Annotated in this window: 16 protein-coding genes; 10 read left to right on the top strand and 6 right to left on the bottom strand. The window is 43.3% G+C overall.

Translation table 11 applies throughout. From position 1 onward, the window contains the following. Positions 1–51: 51 nt before the first annotated feature. The 5 genes from EXM22_RS08575 to EXM22_RS08555 all read left to right on the top strand — a co-directional run bounded on the left by EXM22_RS08575 (position 52) and on the right by EXM22_RS08555 (position 9,594). Positions 52–4,620, top strand: a complete 4,569-nt coding sequence (locus tag EXM22_RS08575; RefSeq protein WP_149486116.1) for a PEP/pyruvate-binding domain-containing protein — start codon at positions 52–54, stop codon at positions 4,618–4,620. 2 nt (positions 4,621–4,622) lie between these two features. After that, complete coding sequence (locus tag EXM22_RS08570) at positions 4,623–5,285, top strand: helix-turn-helix transcriptional regulator (RefSeq protein WP_149486115.1); 663 nt, start codon at positions 4,623–4,625, stop codon at positions 5,283–5,285. Positions 5,286–5,415: 130 nt separating this feature from the next. After that, on the top strand, positions 5,416–6,768 hold the full coding sequence (gene gdhA, locus EXM22_RS08565; RefSeq protein WP_149486114.1) for an NADP-specific glutamate dehydrogenase: 1,353 nt from the start codon (positions 5,416–5,418) through the stop codon (positions 6,766–6,768). Positions 6,769–7,008: 240 nt separating this feature from the next. Then, positions 7,009–7,914 (top strand): esterase/lipase family protein, encoded by a 906-nt coding sequence (locus tag EXM22_RS08560; protein WP_149486113.1) that lies wholly within the window; start codon positions 7,009–7,011, stop codon positions 7,912–7,914. Between the two features lie 33 nt (positions 7,915–7,947). After that, positions 7,948–9,594 (top strand): mechanosensitive ion channel family protein, encoded by a 1,647-nt coding sequence (locus EXM22_RS08555; RefSeq protein ID WP_149486112.1) that lies wholly within the window; start codon positions 7,948–7,950, stop codon positions 9,592–9,594. Positions 9,595–9,652: 58 nt separating this feature from the next. Here EXM22_RS08555 and EXM22_RS08550 read toward each other — a convergent pair whose 3' ends face one another. Further along, positions 9,653–10,114 carry a hypothetical protein gene (locus EXM22_RS08550; RefSeq protein WP_149486111.1) on the bottom strand — a complete coding sequence of 154 codons (462 nt, stop codon included), beginning with the start codon at positions 10,112–10,114 and terminating at the stop codon, positions 9,653–9,655. Positions 10,115–10,274: 160 nt separating this feature from the next. On the opposite strand from EXM22_RS08550, the gene EXM22_RS08545 reads away from it, so the two are divergent. After that, entirely contained in the window at positions 10,275–11,042 is a 768-nt protein-coding gene (locus EXM22_RS08545; RefSeq protein WP_210411570.1) for a DNA/RNA non-specific endonuclease, read from the top strand. On the opposite strand, the gene EXM22_RS08540 is transcribed toward EXM22_RS08545, so the two are convergent. After that, positions 10,997–12,943, bottom strand: coding sequence for a RecQ family ATP-dependent DNA helicase (locus EXM22_RS08540; RefSeq protein WP_149486110.1), 1,947 nt, complete (start codon positions 12,941–12,943; stop codon positions 10,997–10,999). The two genes, EXM22_RS08545 and EXM22_RS08540, sit on opposite strands and share 46 nt — an antisense overlap. A gap of 119 nt (positions 12,944–13,062) precedes the next feature. Here EXM22_RS08540 and EXM22_RS08535 point away from each other — a divergent pair, with 119 nt between their 5' ends. Next, positions 13,063–15,810, top strand: coding sequence for a PAS domain S-box protein (locus EXM22_RS08535; protein WP_149486109.1), 2,748 nt, complete (start codon positions 13,063–13,065; stop codon positions 15,808–15,810). A 29-nt stretch (positions 15,811–15,839) separates the two neighbouring features. Here the strand turns inward: EXM22_RS08535 and EXM22_RS08530 are convergent, their stop codons facing one another. Then, positions 15,840–16,613: a hypothetical protein gene (locus EXM22_RS08530; RefSeq protein WP_149486108.1), complete on the bottom strand. Its 774-nt coding sequence runs from the start codon at positions 16,611–16,613 to the stop codon at positions 15,840–15,842. 372 nt (positions 16,614–16,985) lie between these two features. Here EXM22_RS08530 and EXM22_RS08525 point away from each other — a divergent pair, with 372 nt between their 5' ends. Both EXM22_RS08525 and EXM22_RS08520 read left to right on the top strand, forming a co-directional pair. Continuing rightward, complete coding sequence (locus tag EXM22_RS08525) at positions 16,986–17,609, top strand: SET domain-containing protein-lysine N-methyltransferase (protein WP_149486107.1); 624 nt, start codon at positions 16,986–16,988, stop codon at positions 17,607–17,609. A gap of 50 nt (positions 17,610–17,659) precedes the next feature. Further along, the gene (locus tag EXM22_RS08520; protein WP_149486106.1) at positions 17,660–18,664 is read left to right on the top strand and encodes a histone deacetylase family protein; all 1,005 of its coding nucleotides are present in this window, start codon (positions 17,660–17,662) and stop codon (positions 18,662–18,664) included. On the opposite strand, the gene EXM22_RS08515 is transcribed toward EXM22_RS08520, so the two are convergent. The 3 genes from EXM22_RS08515 to murB are packed head-to-tail and all read right to left on the bottom strand — an operon-like array spanning position 18,661 to position 21,918. Beyond that, entirely contained in the window at positions 18,661–19,656 is a 996-nt protein-coding gene (locus EXM22_RS08515) for a GSCFA domain-containing protein (RefSeq protein ID WP_168203418.1), read from the bottom strand. The genes EXM22_RS08520 and EXM22_RS08515 overlap by 4 nt on opposite strands. Continuing rightward, complete coding sequence (mgtE, locus tag EXM22_RS08510) at positions 19,653–20,999, bottom strand: magnesium transporter (RefSeq protein ID WP_149486104.1); 1,347 nt, start codon at positions 20,997–20,999, stop codon at positions 19,653–19,655. The genes EXM22_RS08515 and mgtE overlap by 4 nt, the downstream gene beginning before the upstream one ends. After that, positions 20,983–21,918 carry a UDP-N-acetylmuramate dehydrogenase gene (gene murB / locus EXM22_RS08505; protein WP_168203417.1) on the bottom strand — a complete coding sequence of 312 codons (936 nt, stop codon included), beginning with the start codon at positions 21,916–21,918 and terminating at the stop codon, positions 20,983–20,985. Before murB ends, mgtE begins: the two co-directional genes overlap by 17 nt. Before the next feature lie 53 nt (positions 21,919–21,971). Here murB and cysS point away from each other — a divergent pair, with 53 nt between their 5' ends. Then, complete coding sequence (cysS, locus tag EXM22_RS08500) at positions 21,972–23,387, top strand: cysteine--tRNA ligase (RefSeq protein ID WP_149486102.1); 1,416 nt, start codon at positions 21,972–21,974, stop codon at positions 23,385–23,387. Positions 23,388–23,436: the final 49 nt, after the last annotated feature.

Genomic DNA, 23,436 nt, shown 5'->3' with positions numbered 1-23,436 from the left:
TAATGGAGTCTTACCCTTATCCACAGGCCTGATTATCCCGGGAGTACCATTATGATTCCAATAGAAGCCGTTCATACTCTGCAAATGGATCTTATCCGCCGTCTTTACGGTGCAATCGATCTGAATCAACCCTGTGAGCTTATCCTTGGCGAAATAGTGGCTTTGATTTCTGTTTCCGCACATCCTAATCAAAGGGTTTTTGTGAGAGTCAAGGTAGACGAGGTTGAATCTCTTAGCCCTGGTTTTAAAGAAACTCCCTGGTTTGAGAGACTCCCTCTGAAGCTTCCGGATGAGAACCACGGCTTTCTAGATATTTTTTATTCTCATGATACGGATCCTCATGAGTCATTGTTTTCTCATGATTTTATTCATCTCTTGGGTCATCTCATAACCGGATATATTTCTGAGTTTAGGCTCAAACGTCTGTTTCATGATAACAATGAACGCATCAAAGAACTGAAGAGCATCAGTTTGACAAACCTGATTCTGCAAAAACACAGCACCCTGGAAGAGGCCCTGCAGGAGATCTGCTCCTTACTTCCCGAAGCCTGGCAGTATCCGGAAGACACAGTTGTGAGGATTTCTTTTAATGATCAGATATTCGAAAGCCGGGGCTTTAAAGAAACCCCCTGGAGAATGAATCAATTATTTGAGACTCCTGATCACAAAGAGGGGAGGATAGAGATCTTTTATCTCAAAGAATTCCCTCCCGCCTTTGAAGGGCCTTTTTTAAAGGAAGAAAGGACTCTCCTGAATATTTTGGGATCCATTATTTCCGGAACTTCTTCCAACCGATCTCTTCGGGAACTCCTTGTTTTAAATACAGAACGGTTAAAGGAATTGAGGGGTATAAACAGAACCTCGGAAGTCTTAAAGGAGAGTTCCAGCTTTGAAGACTCTTTGCAGAAGCTTTGCAATATCCTTCCTGAGTCGTGGAAGTATCCTGAACACACGGTGATCAGGATCAAGTTTGACAACAAGGAGTATACTAGCCCCGGATTTAAAGCAACAGAATGGAAACAAAGTCAGGATTTTGAATCTCCGGGAGGCAAAAAAGGTCTCATTGAAGTTTTCCTTCTCAAAGAGTGCCCCAAAGAGGATGATGGACCCTTCTTGAAGGAAGAGAGAGATTTACTTATTAACCTTTCCAATCTCATATCCGGTTCTGCTGGGGCAGATATCTTCAACAGATTGTTGTCTGAAAACAAAGAACGGCTAAAGGAGCTCCGGGGGATCAACAAGACATCCCAGCTGATAGCGGAATCTAGACCTGTAGAAGAAACACTACAAAGTATTGCCCATCATCTTTGCCGCTCCTGGCAATATCCAAGACAGACTAGAATCAATATTCATTATGAAGGCATGGATTACAAGACAGCTGGGTTCCGAGAAACTTCATGGAGCCAGAAAGAAAACTTCGTCACCATCGACAATAAAAAAGGGTATATTCAAGTTGTCTATTTAAAGGAATTCCCAAAGGCCTATGAGGGGCCGTTTCTCAAGGAAGAACGGGAACTTCTGGCAAATATCGGGAAATTGGTCACTGGATATCTGAATAACAGCAAGGGCCGTGATATCTACAGGAGAAATATTCATAAAAAGGTCGAAATTGAAAAGCAGGAGGAGTACAAGAAGTCTCTTGTTACCAATAAGCAGCCCCTGCAATTGTTTTTCAATCAACAGGTTCTCGATAAATATATCTATTTGGATATGATGAAGTACAAGGTGAAAGAGATCCTTTTTGTGGCCACCCTCTACGATGCCTTCATACTTGAAAGTGAAGACGGATTTTTCGAACGGTTCATGGGTGAAATTTACCAGTACAGTCTGTTTTCTTTGCCTAGGATAACCGGAGTGACCACTGCTTCAGAAGCCTTGGAAATGATGGAAACGAAGTCTTTTGACCTCGTGGTGATTATGGTCGGAATTGACCGGGATGCTCCCCTTGCTTTGAGTGAACGAATCAAGGAAAAGGCTCCTTTTCTTCCTGTTTACCTGTTGCTCAATCAAAAACGGAATATTAAATATTTTGAAGAAATGGTGGACAGTTCCAAGACTCTGGACAAGCTATTTTTCTGGAACGGAGACTCACAAATCATCTTTGCCATCGTGAAATCGATTGAAGATAAGGCTAACGTTGCCAATGATACCAAGGTCGGGCTGGTTAGGGTTATCCTTTTGGTGGAAGACTCTTCTTTGTACTACTCCAAATACCTTCAGATTTTGTATGCCATCGTGTTTGGACAGGTGCAGAAGCTTTTGCCCGAAGTTGAAAAAAATGAGCTGGATAAGATTTGCAAGATGAGATCCAGGCCAAAAATCCTTCTGGCCAGAAACTATGAAGATGCCATGCATCTATACAATCAGTACAAAGATTATCTTCTGTGTGTCATTTCTGATATTGAGTATGAAAAAGGGGGAACCCTCGATAAAACGGCAGGTCTCAAATTTATAAAATATGTAAAGTCCCATATGTTGAATGTTCCCATTATCCTTCAATCTTCGGAAAATAAAAACATACAAAAAGCGGATGATCTGGGGGTCTATTTTATCAACAAAAACTCAGAATCCCTGTTGAATGATCTAACGAAGTATCTGAATGATTATCTCGGGTTCGGAGATTTCATTTTCAGGGACAAGGCCGGGAATCAGATTGGCAGAGCCAGAACTCTCAAGGAGTTTGAAGAACAGCTGGCAGTTGTTCCAGATGAGACATTTTATCTTCATGCCTGTGAAAATCAGTATTCTATCTGGCTTATGGCCAGAGGGGAAATACAGCTGGCCAAGGCCATCAATCCCCTCAGGATTGGGAGCATGGAAGATGTCCTGTCCCATAGATCCACCATTCTTGAAATGATCAAAGAATATCGGGAAACAAAGAAAAGAGGGAAAATCCTTCGTTTTGATGAGGCCTTGAATATTGAAGAAAAAAATATAATCACCTTTGCCGATGGTTCTCTCGGAGGCAAGGGGCGGGGGCTGGCTTTCATCAACACACTGATTTATAACTTCGATTTTGCTTCACTCTCGGGACTGATTAATATCAGAACTCCTAAGACTGTCATCATCGGAACAGATGAGTTTGATCACTTTATTCGTCATAATAAGCTCTATGAATTGATTATTGGTGACAGAGTTCATTTTGATGTTATCAAGGAGCGATTCTTATTGGGCCAACTGTCTCCGTCGCTGGAAGAAAAGCTTGTTTTCTTCCTGGAACATGTTCAGAAACCGATCGCCATTAGGTCATCCAGCCTGTCGGAAGACTCCTTCACTCAGCCCTTTGCCGGGGTCTTTCATACCTATATCATACCCAATTGTGAGGAAAACAGGGAGCAGACACTGGAAAACCTCAGGCAGGGCATCAAACTTGTTTTTGCCTCCGTTTATTCTTCTGAAGCAAAGTCTTATTTCAAGGTCACCCACCATAAGGCGGAAGATGAAAAAATGGCGGTTGTTCTGCAGGAGCTTGTGGGCCAGCAGCATGGCGATTATTACTATCCGCATATCAGCGGGACTGCCTGTTCTTACAACTATTATCCCGTGGCCCATATGAAACCGGAGGAGGGTTTTGCCATGGCGGCACTGGGGCTGGGTTCGTATGTTGTGGATGGCATGAACTCCTACCGTTTTTCACCCGTTTATCCCAATGTTGATATGTATTCCGTAAAAGACCTGATTCACGGTTCCCAGGTCAAATTTTATGCTCTGGATTGCCGGAAAAATAATCGTGATTATGCTCGGGAGGGAGAGCTGGCATCACTGGCGCTTCTGGATATCAGTGAGGCCGAAAAGCATGGAACTTTGAAGCACTGTGCTTCTGTTTATGATCAGCAGAATGATCGAGTTGTTCCGGGGCTCTCTATCGGCGGACCCAGAATCCTGAATTTCGCCAATATTTTGAAGTATGACTATGTTCCCCTGGCCAAAACAATTGAGGTCATCCTCAATATTATCAAAGAGGCATTGGGAGCTCCTATAGAAATTGAATATGCTCTTGATCTGCACAAGGCTGATAACGGGCTTCCCACATTTTACCTGTTACAGACTAAACCCATTGTAGACAGTCAGGCCCGTATAAAATTTGATATAGATCAGTTTGATAAGTCAAAGACCCTCTTGTATACAAAGACCAGTTTGGGAAACGGAGAGATTCAGGATATTTACGATGTGATTTATATAGACAATGAACACTTCAACAATATGAAAACACTGGAAATGGCTGGTGAGATTGAATATCTGAACCGGGTAATGGTAGAACAGAATAAACAGTATATCCTGATTGGTCCCGGAAGATGGGGAACCCGGGATCCTTTTTTGGGTATTCCTGTCAATTGGGCTCAAATTTCCAATGCTAAGATCATTGTCGAAATCAGTCTGGAGAATTTTCCACTTGATTCTTCATTAGGTTCCCATTTTTTTCATAATGTTACTTCTATGAATATTGGATATTTTTCGGTGAATCAAACAACTGTTTCTGAGTTTGTGAATTGGGAGTCTTTAAACAAGCAGGAAGAAATTCATAGAACTCAGTACTTCAGACATGTCCGGTTTGAGCAATCACTTCGGATATTGATGGATGGTAAAATAAAAGAATCGGTAGTACTGGTAAACGGGTAGGCATGGATACAATCAAAGTCGGGATATTTTGTGAACATAAATTAATCCTTCTGGGCCTCTGTCAATTGATGGAGGATGTAGAGGATATTCAAATTTCCCTCAAGGAAAATTCTCTAGACAATATATTGAACTGTTTTGGATTGAGGCAGATCAACATTCTTATCCTCTACTTGCCTGAGTTGAATATCCCTGTCTTAAAGCTTTCTGAGAAACTCAATAAACTCTATCCAAGGATACGGATTCTCATTCTTTCTGAAACTGATAATGAGAGCACAATATTAAAAACCATAAAAACTGGCGCTAAGGGTTTTCTATCCAAGGATTGTGAAAAGAATGACCTCATTGAGGCTGTATATACTCTGCGAAATGGTCATGATTATTTTAGCAAGTCTATTACCCAGCTGTTGTTGCAAAAATATATTTCCAATCTCCAAACTGAGGAGGTTTCTGTTGAGAATTCCCGGGTCAGCAGTCTGAGTTCCAGAGAACTGGAAATCCTTCAACTCTGGGGTGATAGCCTTACCAATAATGAAATTTCTGAAAAACTGTATATCAGTGTTAGAACTGTTGAGTCTCATAAAAATCATATCATGCAGAAATTGAATCTGAAAACGGCCGTAGATCTTGTGAAATTCGGCATTCGCAATAACATCATCAAAATATAAATCCTAAGAGAATTACTGAATTTTCTCAGTGTTTCACTTAATTTTATCTCTAATCCGTACAGCTCAATGAGATATGTTTTATTAATAAATAAATCAAACAAATTTTAATAAACGGGTACGGGGAGTCAAAATGACAAATATTCTAGATGTGAAAGTAAATGAGTTCATGGCAAAGGTGATAGCCAGAAATCAGGGTGAAACTGAATTCCATCAGGCTGTAAAAGAAGTCGTAGAATCGTTGATGCCTTTTATAGAAGAAAATCCTGAATATAAATTTTCTAAGGTGCTGGAACGGATGACAGAACCGGAACGGGTCATCATGTTCCGTGTTTCCTGGATTGATGATAAAGGTGAGATTCAAATCAATCGCGGCTACAGGATTGAAATGAACAGTGCTATCGGTCCTTACAAGGGAGGACTTCGATTTCACCCCACGGTGAATCTTGGAATTCTAAAATTCCTTGCTTTTGAACAGTCTTTTAAAAACAGCCTGACAACTCTGCCCATGGGGGGAGGGAAAGGTGGATCAGATTTTGATCCTAAGGGTAAATCGGACAATGAGGTTATGCGCTTTTGTCAATCTTTTATGACAGAACTCCAACGGCATATCGGACCAAACACGGATGTTCCTGCCGGAGATATTGGTGTGGGTGGCCGCGAAATTGGATATATGTTTGGACAATACAAGAGAATCCGTAATGAGTTCTCGGGTATCCTGACAGGGAAAGGCCTGGAGTGGGGCGGAAGCCTGATCAGGCCTGAAGCCACTGGTTATGGTGCCGTATATTTTGCAAACGAAATGATGCAAACAAGGAATGACAGTATTAAAGGGAAGACTGTCGCCATTTCAGGTTCTGGAAATGTGGCACAGTATTCTGTTGAAAAAATCATAGAGATGGGTGGTAAAGTTGTCACACTTTCAGATTCAAATGGAACCATATATGATCCTGATGGCATTGATGAAGAAAAGCTGCAGTATGTTATGGAATTGAAAAACATTCGTCGCGGTCGTATCTCTGAATATGCAGAAAAGTATTCGGTAAGCTACCTTGAAGGCCAACGTCCCTGGAGTATTGAGTGTGACATTGCCCTGCCTTGTGCCACACAAAATGAGATTGATGTTGATGATGCAAGAACCCTCGTTAAGAACGGTTGTTATGTAATCAGTGAAGGGGCCAACATGCCCTCGACTCCCGAAGCGGTGGAAGTTTTTCTGGAATCTAAAATTCTGTACGGTCCGGGAAAAGCCGCTAATGCAGGAGGAGTGGCTGTCTCGGGGCTTGAAATGACCCAAAACGCTTTGCACTTAACCTGGAGCAGAGAAGAGGTGGATGCGAAACTTCAGGTCATTATGAAGAATATTCATGAAACCTGCGTCAAGTATGGAAAAGACGAAACCGGTTTTGTGAACTATGTTGTGGGGGCCAATATCGGTGGATTTATTAAAATCGCCAATTCTATGATAGCCCAGGGTTACGTATAAGATCCGTTATGGGCAAATATCACAATAAGCAGCCTCCTTCAGGCTGCTTATTTTTATAGACCATTTGACCACAACTTTGTCCATAAGGTATCTTTACGAAGAGGACATACAGTTTCATCCGGGCCCTTTTCCTACCTGTGGCGGCAGTTTGCAAAGCCGGTTATAATATTTTTGGATCTTGGTGGAGTATTTCTTTTTATATACTGAAAAAAACATGAGTTATGATATAGTTAAAATCGTATGAGCAAAATCATCATAGCCATTCACGGAATGGGTAATAAACCGCCTCGTAAACAACTCTCTGTTTGGTGGAAGGCTGCCATTCGGGAAGGGCTCAGCAATAAGGGGAAATTCTTATTTTTACGGTTTAAAATGGTTTATTGGGCCTCAATCGTACATCGCACACCCTTCAATCCCCAATGCATAGACAAGGATGATCCGAGTTATCTCAAAGAACCCTATATTAAAAGCAGCAATGTGGTCCTTAAAAACAGAGACAACAAAATCAAGAAAAGGATCAGAAAGCATATCAATGACCAATTGGAAAAAATTCTGTATGACGGAGATGGATTTTCTCATTTTAACAGTCTTACAGATTTCGTACTTCGTCATTTTGTCAAAGACCTCGCGGTCTATTATGGAGATCCTTCAGGTGATTCTCTGTCTATCCGGGACGAGATCTGCCGGCAACTGGCAGACATTCTTCGCAAACACAAAAGAAAAAAGATCCTCCTCATAGCCCATTCCATGGGGTCCATCATTGCCTGGGATGTTCTTACCCGGTATGTTCCTGAGGTTGAAATAGATACCTTTGTTACCATTGGCTCACCCCTGGGAATCCCAGTGGTAAAGAATCATCTTGTTGCGGATCTGAAAGCGTCCGGGGATGCTTCAAAGGAACTGAGAACTCCCGAAAATATCAGGGGGGCATGGAAAAATCTTGCCGACTTTAAGGATCTTGTGGCTTTTAACGCAGACCTGAAGAATGATTTTCTTCCAAATCGGCTGGGTGTTCAACCTGAAGATTTTTTTATTCACAATGACTATGAATCCAATGGAAATGAGAATCATCATAAGTCCTATGGATATTTGAGATGCCCTGAAATGAGTCAAATCATTTCAGATTTTCTAAGATGGAAAAAATAAGGTTTATGATCACAGACACGAATAGGGTGGAGTATGTATAACTTAGATAGGCTTTTAAGACTTTTTTCGGACTGGTCCATAGGCTCTCTTGTCTATGGTGCCGGAGGGTTCTTTACGATTTTTCTGATTCAGGAATTGATCTTTCATTCTTTGATCAAGAAAAACCGTTCACAAAAACCGGAAGTAAAGAAAGTTCTGCACTTCTTCTATTTTCATCTTCTTTGTATTTTCAGAGTTTTTGTCCGCTTTGAACTCCTCTATCTCTTCCTCAGAATTGTGAAGCACAGCCCGGGACCGCAATTTCCTTGGAGTCTGGTTTACGGGGCAGTTTCCTCCATTATTTTGACATCGGGAATTTTCATTCCAGTCTATATGCTTCTGAATCTGGGGCTGGTATTCCTCAATTCAAAAGCAGCCCAATCTGAAACTGAAAAATCCCAGGATTCTGATCCATTTATACCGGATCAGTCCGAAGAGGGTGAACAGACCCTTAAGGCGGGGTTAGCCCATAATCGTGGCCTCAAGTTCACCCTGTTCTTTCTGTCTTTTTCAATTGTCATGTGGAATATTCTAGGTTTACTTCCTGTAGAACTTGAGACTTCCGAAATTGTCCGTACTGGACTACTTCTCAATGGGCTTGTTATCTCCTGTCTCATTCTAATGGTGGTTCAGAAGATTTTTAAAACGACCTTGGCAGTTTTAGAGGGAGCCGAGGAGACCGAACGGATCATTATTATTGTTCGATCCTTGTCCAAACCCGTTCAGTTCATAACTCTGGCCTGTATTCTTATCTGGTTTAAGCAGATGGTCCTCGAAATCCCCGGGTATGCCAATGTTTTAGATAAGATGATAAACCTGTTTTTCCTGGCTGCGGTGATCCTTTTTATTTTCCAGTTTGTAGAAATCTTGGGAATGCGCCTGAGTTCCTATTCCGACCAGGACACAAACAATGTTGATAAGACTTTTGTCGAACTACTCCGAATGATTATCCGCATCTCCATCATCCTTGCAGGTGTTTTCAGTGCCGTACAAATCATAACAGGAAAACCTCTGACGGCCCTACTGGCTGGTCTTGGAATTGGTGGTTTGGCTGTTGCTTTGGCTGCTCAGGATACACTTAAGAATTTTTTCGGCAGTATTATGATTATGACGGATAAACCGTTCAAGATCGGAGAGAGAGTTCATGTCAATGAGTATGATGGCACCATCGAGGCCATAGGATTTAGAAGCACCAGAATCAGAACTCTTGTGGGCCACCAGGTCATTATCCCCAATGAACAGATGGCATCCAGCTCTATCGAAAATATCGGAAGACGCCCTCACATTCGGAGACTCACTAATATTACTGTCACCTATGGAACGACCTTGGAAAAAATGGAGCAGGCTCTGGATATCATCAAGAATATTCTGGATAACCATGAAGGAATGCATGAAGACTATCCCCCGAGAGTCTATTTTAACGAGTACAATCCGGATTCTCTGAATATTTTGATGCTGTTCTGGTACTTCCCGCCGGACTACTGGAAGTTTATGGAGTTTTCAGAAAGGGTTAACTTCAGAATCATGAAGGAGTTTTCAGAAGCCGGTATTGAATTTGCCTTTCCCACAACTACAACTGTTTTGGAACAGCCTGATGGACAAAGCCTCCGGTTTTCAATGGAGAACAAAGAGGTTCGATGATTTTACGAGGTCTTCTTATCCTGTTCTCTTCAGGATAAAGATCCCTTAAAAAGAAGAGTTATATTCCCGATGGAGAGGTTGATCGGGCGTAATGGATCGTCGATAATGCCATTTTCCATTTCTGATTTATCATGGGCTGATAACAAAGACAACCAGCATGGTTTAGAGGAAGCTCTTTGAGAATCTCATTTTCAAGGGACTCACCGGTAAAGGATGCGTCCTTTTTTAAGGATTCAAAGTAGGTCTGCCTCTCTTTGGGTCCGCTTTTGAAACAGCAGCACATATGAGTGGCCGAGGCTTGTTCCTCTTCGGGTATTTCAATCCAGGCTTTCTCTATCAATGATTGAGGAGGAGGGCTTATGTTGGCATGAAGGAAGGCCTTAAACTCTACTCCTCCATTGCTACAGGTGGAACCGTCCATTTCAAATCTGTAATGACAAAACTTCTCTGAGACTTCAATCACCTTAAGGCGTTCTTTAGTCCATTTTATTAGAGCTCTTTCTGCAACAGGGTAATCCACGGTTTTCTTCCTTAATGAAGGGTTGCTTGAAAATATAAAACGAATATATAAATATGTCTATATTCTGTAGTTTGAATTTTTCCTCGATTCAAGATGAATCAAAAAACTTTTCATTTCGCCGGTTTGACTCTATTTGTTGATGAAGGTAGGATCAAGAGAAATGAAAATAAAGAGAATCCTGATCCTGTCAATTATCATATCTTTATGTCCCTTGAGTGCTCTTTTTCCTCAGGGGCTGGAGATCCCGCAGGTTTCAGCAGACAGTTCCATTTATGAACGCTCCTTTTATACTCTGCAGTACAATGAAAAGTTTGAACAGCCGGACTGGGTGGCCTATGAATTGACCCAGGAGGAAGTGGTGGGACTTGCAAAACGTTCCAACCGCTTCCGGGAAGACCGAGAGATTCTTAGCGGCTCCGTAGCTCTTTCAGATTATAAATATTCGGGGTATGACCGGGGTCATCTGGCTCCGGCAGCTGATATGAAAATGAGTTCAGAGTCTATGGATGAGTCATTTCTCATGAGCAATATGAGCCCACAGGTTCCGGGATTCAACCGGGGTATCTGGGCTTTTCTGGAGTCCTGTGTTCGAACCTGGGCCTCTGAGAACGAGTCTATTTACGTCGTCACGGGGCCAATCCTCACAAAAGAGAATTATCCTGTTATCGGCAAGAATGAGGTGGCAGTTCCAGAGTATTATTTCAAAGTAATTCTGGATTACAAAGAACCTGACTATAAGGGGATAGGCTTTGTGCTACCCAACCGAAAGGGGGAAGGACGCCTTCAGGATTATGCTGTGTCCATTGATGAGGTTGAAGGCCTGACGGGACTGAACTTTTATCCTCTTTTACCCGACGATCTGGAAGAGTCAATAGAATCCCATTATGATGTTTCACTTTGGCGTTTTATCGAATTTACTTCTGATTGAACAACCTTGTAAGGGGAGTTTTGGAAGTTTCCGAATCCTTTCGCTTTTGTCATCTTTTTCCGGCTTAATCCCGGCGTAGAGAGTCCGCAAAGGAACCGGGTCGTCTGGGATATGGTGAGGTTTTCATTTTCAATTGTTTTCAGGAGAGACTTCAGTTCTGTCTTTTGGGAGGGACTGAGTCCCGGATTCTCTTGATTTTCTACCGTCATTTCTGCCGTGTTATCGCAGAAATCGCAGTGGCCGCAGCTGTCATTTTTTAGTTCTTCACCAAAGTATTTTAGCAGGACTGCAGTTCTGCAATGTTGTGATAAGCAGAGCTGTTCGATGAGATCGATTCTCCGGATATCTGTATCTTCTCTCTCGGTAAAACGCTTTACAAGTGTTTCCGTCATCTCATCCACATTCCAGTCAGTTTTTATCTTTCTATAACTGTGACGCATATTTTTAACTTTCGTCTCAATCCAGCCCTCATTTTCGAGCCAGATGAGGGCTCTCTGTATTCTGGAAAGATCTTCTCCGGTAGTTTGTGCGGCCTGGAGAAGATCTAGTTTCAGTAAAAGCCGTCCCATTTTACCTGTGGAAAAGACTGATTCCAGAAAAGCGGCTCTTTCGGGACCAATTTGAAGAGTTCTCTCTTTTTCGGGTCTTATAAACCGGATGCTGTATTCATTGGCAAAACTACCTGTACTCTCTATAAATGAGTCCAATTCTAAATAGGTGAAAAGAGTCCGGCAAACAAGATCTCTGATATCAAAGTCTCTGGAGCAGTGATAGGGACTAATTGAAAATTCATGATCAAGATGGGAAAGCATCTGCAGTAATTTGTGAATGTTTTCCCTCGCGGGTGTGTCTCCATAACTGTAATTTTCAAGGACTATCCTGTCTGATGGACAATACAGGAGTGTGCAGTCTGCTGCTTGGCCGTCTCTGCCGGCCCGACCGATTTCCTGCATATAGTTTTCAAGGCTCTTGGGTAGATTGTAATGGATCACCTGACGGACATTTGCCTTATCAATACCCATACCAAAGGCAATAGTAGCTACAATCACTGCCTTCTCACTGGGCATAAACCAATTCTGGACGTCCTTTCTTGCCTCAGCTCCCATCCCTGCATGGTAGGCCCTGGCGGAAATGCCATGGGCTTCCAGGTATTTCTGAACCTCATTGCTTGTTTTTTGCTGGCTCACATAGACGATCGCTGGACCGGACTCTCTTATTTTAAGGGTTTCTAGCAACTTCTGATTCCGGTTTGTCTCTGACACAGGGTGAATCCTGATATACAGATTGGGGCGGTGAAATCCGCTGACAATGCAATGTTCCTCTTCGATTGAGAAGACCCGGCAAATATCTTTTATGACCTTTTTATTGGCTGTTGCGGTTAAACCAATCATCTTGGGAATCTTTAGTTCCTTGTAATAGCGGGCCAGCTTCAGATAATCCGGCCGGAAGTTATGACCCCATTCGGAAATGGAGTGGATTTCATCAATCACCAGGGTTTGAATCTTGATCCGGGTCATCAAGGCAATAAACTTTTCATTTCCCAGGCGTTCGGGAGAAACAAAGAGAATCTTCAGTTTATTGGATCTCATCTGTTGATTGACCTCTTCCCACTCCTCTCTGGTGAGAGATGTATCGTATCGGGCTGCTGGTATGTTGTGTTTTTCTAGAAAATCCACCTGATCTTTCATCAGGGCTATAAGGGGGCTTATGACCAGTGTGAGCCCTTCCTGCAAGAGTGCCGGGAGCTGATAGCAGAGGCTCTTGCCGCTTCCTGTAGGAAAGACAGCCAGGGTACTATGGCCCGACAAGGCAGATTCAATTACCCTCCGTTGTTTTCCCCTAAAGGCTGTGAATCCGAAAAAGCGCTGTAGTTGTTCTTCAAGTGTTCCTGTATCACCCATCCTGTTTCCTTATGGCTTTATATGTTAGGTTCAAATCCTAGCAGGATTAATATTATAATCCTTTTATTACAAATAAAGTAAATGAGTATAGGTTCCGAAAGTCAGAATGAGGATAATTTATGTGGTTTAGATGGCGGAAAGTTCTTCTGATTTCTCTTCTTATTGTTGTTAATTGTACACTTTATGCAGAAATCGTGACGGTTGCCGTCTTTGATGGTGTGAAGCCGGTCTGTTATGTTAATGATCAGGGGCAGGTGGCCGGTCTTTTTCCCGAAGTCCTCCGTTCTATCCTGGAAGAAGAGGGGTATACGGTCCAGTTTGTCACAGGATTAACCTTTCAAGATGCCTATGAGAAGGTCCTCTCCGGTGAGATTGATATTCTACCTGCATTTTTGATGACAGAAGAAAGAAAAGAGCTCTTTACCTTCAATAAAGAGCCATTTATTGTAAGCTGGAGCCAGCTTTTTGTTCCACCCGATAGTCCCATAGAGAGTGTTCTCGACCTTCATGATAAAAGGATAGCCCTGATGGAGGGCGGTCAGAATGGGAAGAATTTCATTCAAATGATGAAGGATTTTAATATTCCATTTGTGCCGGTTTACTACCCGGATAACCAGATTATGACCCAAAAGCTTCTGGGAGGAGACGTTGACGGCCTCGTCTCTTACAACAGTCTTGCCTGGTATGAGAGCAGAATCAAGAGTTCAAATATCCTTTTTTCACCCAGCAAATCCTATATCGCCTTGCGTAAGGGGGGACCGGAATTCCTGTTGGAAATCATTGACACGGCTCTTGTAGAAATGAGAAATGATGAAAACTCCGTATATAACAGAGAGTTGAACAGTCTACGTTTTGTAGACACAGTGGAAGTCATACCACAGTGGATTTTCTATCTCACTGCCGCGGCGGTCCTGGTCTTCATATTCGTGATGCTTTTTGTATTTCTTTTGAGGCTTAAGGTGGCACAGGTCAGTGTCAGACTTCAGGACAGTGAAGAAAATTATAAGCGCCTTTTCAATGGGGCCAAAGACTTGATCTCTGTGGTCGGTTTAACAGACGATGAAAATGGGCTGTTTTTGGATGTAAATGAGTCCTTCTGTGAAAAAACTGGATATTCACAAAAAGAGATGTATCTGATGAAAGCCGATGAGTTCTTGAAGAATGAAACTACTCCTTGGAGAGAGGAGATGACTCAAGAATTAAGAAGGAAGGGATTTCATATTACAGAAACCACTCTCCCAATCAAGGAAGGCGGCTCTTTTCCCGTAGAAACTTCATCCCAGCTTTTTGAATCCAGGGGCAGACAATTTTTACTCTCTATCAGTCGAGATCTGAGTTTCAGAGATGAATTTGACTCTGCCTTGTCTGCTATTCAGCAGAAATATTCCACCATCGCCGATTACAATTATAATTGGGAGTTCTGGATGGATGATCAAGGACAATTTATCTATGTCTCACCCTCCTGCGAGAGAATATCAGGATATGCGGCTTCTGAATTTCTGGAGAACTCTGAACTTCTGTTACAAATCATATACCCTGAGGATCGGGAGTTATGGGATTCACATTTTTCCCATCAGAATATTGGAGATCATAAAGAATCTGACACTCAAATCCGCATCCTCCACAAAGACGGAAGCCTCCGTTGGCTTCAACATGATTGTTGGCATATCAGGAGTAAAGACGGGATAGACCTTGGTTTACGTGGGAACTTTCGGGATATTTCCGAACGCAAGGAGATGGAAGAACAACTGTCTAGAAAACAGCGATTGGAATCTCTGGGAATTCTGGCGGGGGGCATTGCCCATGACTTTAACAATGTTCTCACGGTCATCAAAGGATATTCAGATATTGGCATGACCCGATTCTCAGAAAATCAAGAGATCTCATCCCTTTTTGAAACGATCCATAAGGCCTCAAATCGTGGTGAAGCTCTAATAGGAAAAATTTTAGATTTCTCCAGCAATAAAAAAACTAAAATGATTCCTGTTCAGATTTCCAGCATGGTCAAGGAGGTTTTTACTCTGGTCACCCCTTCTTTTCCCAGCTCAATCAAGATCAAACAAATTATTGACAACCATTCCTATATCATGGCCGATGAAGGGCAGGTCCATAGAGTCATCATGAATATTTGTACCAATGCCAGGCTGGCTATGCCCGATGGTGGCTGTCTGACCGTGAGTTTAAGAGAGTTGGAAAAAGAGGAAATCCTTAGAAAAATCTCTTCCTGTGATGGAACACGCTGGATGGAACTTAGTTTCCATGATACGGGAGTCGGAATGACCGAGGAAGTGAAGAGCCGTATCTTTGATCCCTTCTACACCACCCGTAAATCTGGAGAAGGAACCGGAATGGGCCTCAGCGTTGTTCATGGTTTGATCAGCGAATGGAATGGACAGATCAGTGTGGAGAGTCTCCCCGGTAAGGGAACATCCATCATTTTGTATCTGCCCATCCTTGATTACAATATTGACCCTTCGGAAGAACAAAAACAGATCTATAAAATACCCGGAAAATTGCACATTATCGCCATAGATGATGAGTCATTGATTCTGGACCTTCTTACACTCTATCTGGAGAAGGAAGGCTTTGTGGTTCATAGTTTCAGTAGTGCCTTGGAAGGGGTCAAGAATTTTCATGAGAATCCAGAGGCCTATGGCTTGGCAATCCTGGATATGACTATGCCGGAAAAGAGAGGAGATTTAGTGGCCCGGGAACTGAAAGAACTGAGGCCGGATTTGCCTATTATTCTATTTTCCGGATTTAATGAAAATCTAAACCAGAATGAACTCCCTCCGGGAATCGATGCCTTTATGCAAAAACCCTTTGATAGAAAAACTCTTTTAGAAGTCATCGCCAGTCTAGTATAAGAGGGCGGTATTCAAAAGGGGGAGAGCTCTTATTCCCTGATTCTGTCCCTCAGTAGTGTTCTTCTTTCTTGTAGGAGGGTAAACAGTTTACCATCACCTCCCGTATCAGGGTGACATATGGGACATCGTTTTAAGAAGGCCTTCTGTATGTCCTTTTGAAAAGGAAGCCTGAAGGGTTTCACTTTGGGAGGGAGGTCCAGGGTAAGACAGGCCTTTACTGTCATCAACCTGGATTCAGAAATGACAGAATACCGTTGCAGCATTAAATCTAAATGGTTGTCAAAGAGCTCTATCCATTCAGACTCTCGATATTGCAGGAGCTCATGGACCCGTTTCTTGCTTCTAGGGTAGATATTCCGCTCCCAGAGAGGACGGTTTTTATTTGAGTTCACCTCTTCCTCCCATTCAGCCAAGAAGCGGAGGATCTTTCGTTTTTCCATTGGTAATTGCTGCATTTTCTTTAGAATATACTCTTCTTTTCTTAGTGCTGCTTCTTCTCTTTTTTTTAAATAATCCCTTTTAATGTTGAAAAATAGAGGGAAGAATGGATCTTGAGGTAATCCGTAGGTTCTATAGAAATGAACCAGATTTTCTGGATCAATAACAGCTTTGTCCATGAGGCGGTAACAACGACGGTTTATCCTTAAGCTCTGCAATGGTTGGGAGAGTCTAAAATGATTTTCCATCAGGGAGTAAAGAGGGTTCTTTTGTAGGGACTTGGGCTGTTTTCTCAGCAGCTGATCCAGGGAAAGAGTCGGCTTTAGTCTTTTCCTGTGCCTGCGTTGTCTTCCAGTTCTCATCATAACTATTAACAGAATAGGGAATATAGAGGGATAAATCAATTGATGAGAAAGGTTCTAAAAGCTCAAACTAAAATACCAAAAAATTGTATAATATGTCCTTAAATTCTCATATGAAAGACAAAATAAATTAAAAAATCCTTATCCCGTCCTGTCAACGTTCTGTTTTTTCTGCTGTCTGTTGCTTTGAGTCTGGCATTTAGTTACTTTAATAATGTTGTCATCAGGTCTTTATTGGCCCAGGACACTACGCAATCCAGTGATTGGCTGTATTGTCGGTTGGATCTGCCAACGGGATGCTATTCAAAAGGCATATCCTATGAATCCTGTCGTGATGGTGATCCCCAAGGTCAATGCTTTTTTTAGGAGCTGTGAATGTCGGAAAAATATGAAACTCCCGATTCTCGTCGCCGGTTTATGGAATCCCAGGGATTAGACTATATTTCAAGGTCTGTTTACAAGGATGTTCCTGTTTTTTCAAGAGACCAGAAAGAGTCGCCCTATTATCTGGATAATCAAGAGGAGTTTGAGACTCTTCACGCAGATTATCATGGTAAGATCGAGGAGGCTTTTATGGCTCCTGTTTCAATACAGAAGGTTTCGGAGGATGTTGGATACGGCTTATTTGCCGCAGTCGATATGAAACCCGGAGATTTTCTATCTGAGTATGCCGGTCTTGTTCAGTCCGGAGAGGATCTAATCCTCGATCCTGAGAGCATAGAGGAGCCGGTGAGGTATGATACGGATTATACCTGGGATTACCCCGATGCCTGGTATGAAGATGTTCTTTACGAGGTCAATGCTCTGAAAATGGGAAATGAGCTGCGTTATGTCAATCACAGTTTTGATCCGAACCTGGTTGTGGAACACACCCTTGTAGACAACCGGTGGGTTATCTTTTTTGTGGTACAACAATATATTCGCTCAGGTTCCCAGTTTTCAGTAGATTATGGAGAAGAGTACTGGTCCGGAGGCTTCCGGGAGCTTATACTTTTCTGATAAATTGAAAAACCTCTAGCAGAGGAAAAATATTAACCGGGAGTTGAACAATGCTAATTTATAATCCTGATGCCAAAATCACATTTCCAAAATACGGAATTCAAATACCATCCCTGGACAGCCGGAAAACAAATACAATCAAAGCTCTTCTTGAAGATCCGATTCTGGGCTCAAGATCCAAGGAGTGGTACATTCATGATATTCCCTCTGTCATTAACAGGGAGGATCTGGAGAGGGCTCATAATCGTGGATATCTGGACCGCCTTTTCGGCGAGGAACAGACTCAGACTCTCATCAAAGCCTATGAACTTTTAGATGAGCAGGGCAACTTTAACAGGTATGATCCTGAAGATGCTTCTGCGGAGTTGGGAGGAATCATTGAGGATGTAATGACCATTATTTCGGGGACTTACGCGTCCATTTCCAAGGCTTTGGAGACCGGGTTTTGTTACTTCCTGGGGGGAGGTATGCATCATGGGCATCCAGACTTCGGTCATGGATTCTGCCTTCTTAATGATATTGCTGTGGCTATTTTAAGGGCCCATTCTGAGGGGCTGTTTAAGACCGCCTGGATTGTAGATATGGATGCTCATCGGGGAGACGGGACAGCCGAAGTCATGGCCTCTCATGATGATATAACCACTTTGAGCATTCATATGGCCAAAGGCTGGCCGCTGGATTCACCAAAGATGATGGAAGACGGCAGTCTTAACCCCTCCTGGTTTCCCGGGGATGTGGATATTCCTATTGAAGCAGGAGAAGAGGGCGAGTACATCCCTCGGCTGATGAAAGCCCTGGACGAACTGGAACACAAGGGCCGTCCGGATTTGGTCCTTGTCGTCGGCGGTGTGGATCCCTACGAAAAGGATGAACTTCCTTCGACAAATCTTATATCCATGACCAAAGAGCAGATGCTGGAACGGGACCAGACCCTCTATCATTACTTGGAAGACCGACAGATTCCTTCTGCCTGGGTAGCCGCCGGAGGATATGGGGCCTCATCCTGGGAGATTCATACTCAATTCTTAAAATGGGTGTTGAGAAGACGTCTTTAGAAATCTTTTAAAGTGGTAAAGGGATATTTTTTTAAAAAATCCTGTTTTTTTGCTTCTTTCAACGCCATAAAATTTCTTCCCTCTTCTGTGTCCGGATGAAGAACCTTGTGGCGATTCATCCGGCTCAGAGCTTCTGAGTCTTTTAAATATAATTTTAGGGCATCATTTCCCCGGGACTCACAAAAACGGGACATAATATACTTCAATGCCGCATCAGAGGGGTGTACCAGATCCTCTGTGTACCAACGGTAATCCCGTAGCTCATCTAGCAGAATTTCATAGGACGGGAAGTATTCAGAATCATGGTCCCGGTTTAAAAACTCCTCTATGCCGCAGCGCAGAAGAGCCTTGCTCAGGGAGTTCTCAGAGGCTTTATCCCTCAGGTGCCGGACTGGACTCAGGGTCAGAATCAGTTTTATTCCCGGATTTATTTTTCTCACAGCCTTCATCAGGCTTTCCAGAGCTTCTACTATCATTTCGACTGTTAGAGCGTACCTTCGAAACTCAGTAGATGGTCGTCTATGGCAGTTATTTACAATGTTATGTGTTTTAATCTCTTCATACACATAGGCTGTTCCCAGGGTCAGAATAAGAAAGTCACTTTGTTGCAAGAGAAGCCTATGATTCATGAGGCTTTTATTGATTCTGCTCGTTACTACCGATGCTGTCTTATCGGCCATAAGAGTATTAAACAGGGGATGCCGCCAGAGTTCATTATGTAGAAAAAGATCCTCTTCTTTTACTTCCTGATATTCACAAATCAGGCAGAGGCTGTCTCGCAGAGAAACAGGGTTATAGGTACTGCCAAAAGGAGATAGGGCTCCCGAGAGAAAGTGTTCCTGCCAGTAGGAAAAAAGGTTCTCTGCAAAACAGGAACCGGCAAAATACAGCCGGCTCGAGGGGTTGATTTCTATTGTCGTTGCATCCACTTCAACCCGGGAAACATGATTCTTGTAGAACTCAATCTCCGTTTCTGAAGAACGCTGTTTCACAGGGTGAGAATCCTCTTGGATACTTCGAAGAAAATGGTTAGTCCGCACACATCAATGACTGTCGACATCAGGGGGCCAGCAGCTACTGTCGGGTCAAATCCAATCTTGTGGATCAGCATGGGGACAAAGGCGCCCAAAACTGTGGCAAAAATTACAACACTGCACAAGGATATGGCAATGGCTATAGCTGGTAGAAATTCTATTCCCGGAGGGGTGAAGTAGGCTCTGGTTAAAATGACAACTCCCGTGGTTATTCCCAAAAACAGGCCCACGATGATCTCTTTGAGCATGACCTTCCCAATATCCCTGAAGTGAAGCTCTCCTGTTGCCAGTCCTCTAATCATCAAAGTGGATGACTGAGTTCCCGAGTTTCCCCCTGTCTGCGTTATAACCGGTATAAAAAGTGTCAAAAATGCGGCTGCCAGAAGTAAGTCTTGATAGAGATGGAGTACATTTGTCGTGATAGTTCCTGCCACGAGGAGGATGATCAGCCAGGGAATACGCTTTTTTACCAGACCCCATGAGCTGGTTTCCAGATAACTATTTGTGTTTCCACCCATGGCTCCCATCTTATAGATATCTTCTGTCTGCTCTTCCCTGATGACATCAATTACATCATCAAAGGTAATGATTCCCAGGAGTCTGTTAAATCGGTCCACTACGGGAAGAGCCAGTAAACCGTGATTTTCAAGAACTCTGGCAGACTCTTCCTGGTCTGTATCATCGTGAACATATATGACCTTGCGGATCATGATATCTTCAATCCGGTCCGAATCATTGGCTCTGAGTATGTCCTTGAGGGAGACGACCCCATTGAGCCTCTTTAATTTATCAACCACATACAAGTAGTAAATGGTTTCCATTTCATCCATCGTTTTCCGGATGAATTTCAGAGCCTGGGCGACTGTGATTCCCCCAAGGATGGCCGCATACCTGGGAGTCATGATACCTGCAGCATCATCTTCGTCAAAGCGTAGTAGAAACGTTGTCTCTCTCCGTGTCTCTTCGCTCAGCTGTTCCCAAACGGCAGAGCGTAGCTCCGGGCTGACCGACTGAATCAGGTCTACAAGATTATCCGGTTCCATTCCATTTAAAAGAGTCTTTGTGATTCCCTCCGAGAGCTCTCTGATGAGATGTTCCTGTTCATAGATGTGGAGCTCGGATATGAGGTCACTTCTTTTGTCCTGTTGGATGAGGGCGAATATTCTAAGACTCTCTTCATTGGAAAAATTGTCCCAGATTTCGGCGATTTCAGCGGCACTCAGTTCATCCAGAACCGACCGGAGCTGACCGTCATTGACAGGATCCAGATACTCTTTCAGGTTTTCAATCAGATTCTGCATCAATTGACCTCCAGTCACCAACCCTGATTACCTCAGGTTCCAGAAGAAACCCAGTCTTCTCCTGAACTCTCTCTTGAACAAACTTGATCAGTTTGTCCAACTCTTCCGCCGTTGCATCTTTCTCATTGATAAGGATATTTCCATGCCAATCTGATACGGCTGCACCGCCTATTCTATATCCCTTCAGTCCGGCATCTTCGATGATCTGTCCAGAAGGTGCACCAAAGGCCCTGTTATTTTTAAAGGTTGAACCAGCGCAGGGGGCACGAAAATGTCCCTTGTCTTCCCGGTCTTTCCGTATTCTTTTCATCTCTATCCAGAGATCGGAAGGGACAGCTCTTTCCAAAGAGAACTCGGCAGATAGTATAATACAATTCCTGTTCTGGAATGGGGATTTTTTATAGTTCCACTCATTTGTTTTGAATGGGACATACTCTCTTTCCAAATTTTCATTGATGATGGTGGCACCTTTCAGTATCCCGGCTATCTCACCGCCATAACAGCGGGCATTCATCCAGAGGGCTCCTCCTACGGAACCGGGCATGGCATAGATGAACTCCAGGCCTTTGAGCCCCTTGTCGGCGGCATAGGCTGCACCATCCGATACGGGGAGTCCCGCACCGAGCGTCAAAGAGCTTTCTTTTTTACTTATCGAATCCAGTCGGGTCATAGAGATGACCATGCCTCTGATTCCCCTGTCAGATATGAGGATATTGGCTCCTCCTCCCAGGATAAACCAGGGAATTTCCATCTCTTTCAGGGCTCGAAGCAGATGCAGAAGATCTTCTTCATCAGAAGGCTCGGCATATAGATCAGCCTTTCCGCCAAGGCGGAAGCTTGTGAGGTTTTTTAGTGATTCCTGTTCTCTCAAGGAACCTCTGATGTTGATTTTTCTCTTCAAATCGATTAATTTGTACACATCTACAATGATAAATGGACTGCCCGTACATGGCAACACAGTGAGGTATATTTGTGAAATTGAAACTGATGAATTCGGATGGACGGCTCCTGCAGGACTTTCGCCCCCTTGTTGAGGGACAAGTTGGACTGTATTGCTGTGGACCCACAGTTTACAATTATGCCCATATTGGTAATATGCGGGCCTATACATATGAAGACGTTCTTCGTAGGACTCTGGAATATGCCGGCTACAAGGTCAATCATGTCATGAACGTGACAGATGTGGGGCATCTTACAGGTGACGGCGACGATGGCGAAGATAAGATGATCAAGAGTGCCCGGGAGCAGGGCATGACGGTTTGGGATATTGCCAAGCATTTTACGGACGCTTTTTTTAAAGATTCCCAGAGACTGAATATTAAGACACCCCTTCAAGTGTGCAAGGCTACCGAGCACATCCAGGATATGATCGATATGGTTAAAACCCTGGAAGACAAGGGATACACCTATGTCGCTGGAGGGAATGTTTACTTTAATACGGCAAAATTTCCAGAATACGGCCGTATGGCAAATCTTGAAAACCAGGATCTTCAGCATGGCGCCCGTGTGGCTGTCGACGAAAATAAAAAGAATTACACCGATTTTGTTCTCTGGTTTACCAACAGCAAGTTTGAGGATCAGGCCATGACCTGGGATTCTCCCTGGGGAAAGGGTTATCCCGGATGGCATATAGAGTGTTCGGCTATGAGCTGCAAATACCTGGGACCCCATTTTGATATACACTGCGGCGGTGTGGACCATATTCCCATTCACCATACAAACGAAATCGCCCAGTCAGAAGCCGCCAATGGCTGCAAATGGGTCAATGTATGGCTTCATAATGAGTTTCTTCTCATGAAAAACGGAAAAATGTCAAAATCCAAGGGTGGATTTATCACTTTACAGGATCTAATTGACAAGGGCTATGATCCTCTGGATTACCGGTATTTCCTTTTAGGAGGCCATTATCGTTCGCAACTGATCTTTTCTTGGGAATCCCTGGATGCCTCCCGTTCCGCCAGAGAGTCACTTGTTCGAAAAATTGCGATTATGAAAAAAGAGGCTACTCCCGGAGAACTTTCTACTCTGTCAGAGGCGGGAAAGGCTGTTCTAAAGGATTTTCAGGACCATATGGCCGCCGATCTCAATACTCCCAGAGCCCTGGCCGATCTCTGGAGCCTTTTGAAGAATAAAGAACTTACTACCGCTGAGAAACTGACTCTCATCATGGATATGGATAGAATCCTTGGACTGAAACTGGACGAAGTTCCAGAAGACAATGATCAGTCCGATAATCTTGATAAGGATATCGAAGCACTCATTCTTGAGCGGCAGGAAGCGCGTAAAAATAAAGACTTTAAGAGGTCTGACGAAATCCGCGATCAGCTGTTGGAACAGGGAATTCAGATCATCGATTCTCCTGACGGTCCAAAATGGAAAAAAAAATGAAATTTCATGTAACAGCATTTCTGATTACATGTTTTAATGATGAGAGGGT

The sequence above is a fragment of the Oceanispirochaeta crateris genome, assembly GCF_008329965.1.
GTDB classification, from domain to species: domain Bacteria; phylum Spirochaetota; class Spirochaetia; order DSM-2461; family DSM-2461; genus Oceanispirochaeta; species Oceanispirochaeta crateris.
This window is presented reverse-complemented; position numbering and strand designations above follow the sequence as displayed.

What these genes read in the sequence shown, in the direction of transcription:
- EXM22_RS08525 (WP_149486107.1), top strand. Translation starts at nt 16,986, where the DNA reads ATGTCGGAAAAATATGAAACTCCCGATTCTCGTCGCCGGTTTATGGAA.
- EXM22_RS08545 (WP_210411570.1), top strand. Translation starts at nt 10,275, where the DNA reads ATGAAAATAAAGAGAATCCTGATCCTGTCAATTATCATATCTTTATGT.
- gdhA (WP_149486114.1), top strand. Translation starts at nt 5,416, where the DNA reads ATGACAAATATTCTAGATGTGAAAGTAAATGAGTTCATGGCAAAGGTG.
- EXM22_RS08535 (WP_149486109.1), top strand. Translation starts at nt 13,063, where the DNA reads ATGTGGTTTAGATGGCGGAAAGTTCTTCTGATTTCTCTTCTTATTGTT.
- EXM22_RS08530 (WP_149486108.1), bottom strand. Translation starts at nt 16,613, where the DNA reads ATGATGAGAACTGGAAGACAACGCAGGCACAGGAAAAGACTAAAGCCG.
- EXM22_RS08555 (WP_149486112.1), top strand. Translation starts at nt 7,948, where the DNA reads ATGTATAACTTAGATAGGCTTTTAAGACTTTTTTCGGACTGGTCCATA.
- EXM22_RS08575 (WP_149486116.1), top strand. Translation starts at nt 52, where the DNA reads ATGATTCCAATAGAAGCCGTTCATACTCTGCAAATGGATCTTATCCGC.
- EXM22_RS08540 (WP_149486110.1), bottom strand. Translation starts at nt 12,943, where the DNA reads ATGGGTGATACAGGAACACTTGAAGAACAACTACAGCGCTTTTTCGGA.
- mgtE (WP_149486104.1), bottom strand. Translation starts at nt 20,999, where the DNA reads ATGCAGAATCTGATTGAAAACCTGAAAGAGTATCTGGATCCTGTCAAT.
- EXM22_RS08560 (WP_149486113.1), top strand. Translation starts at nt 7,009, where the DNA reads ATGAGCAAAATCATCATAGCCATTCACGGAATGGGTAATAAACCGCCT.
- EXM22_RS08520 (WP_149486106.1), top strand. Translation starts at nt 17,660, where the DNA reads ATGCTAATTTATAATCCTGATGCCAAAATCACATTTCCAAAATACGGA.
- EXM22_RS08570 (WP_149486115.1), top strand. Translation starts at nt 4,623, where the DNA reads ATGGATACAATCAAAGTCGGGATATTTTGTGAACATAAATTAATCCTT.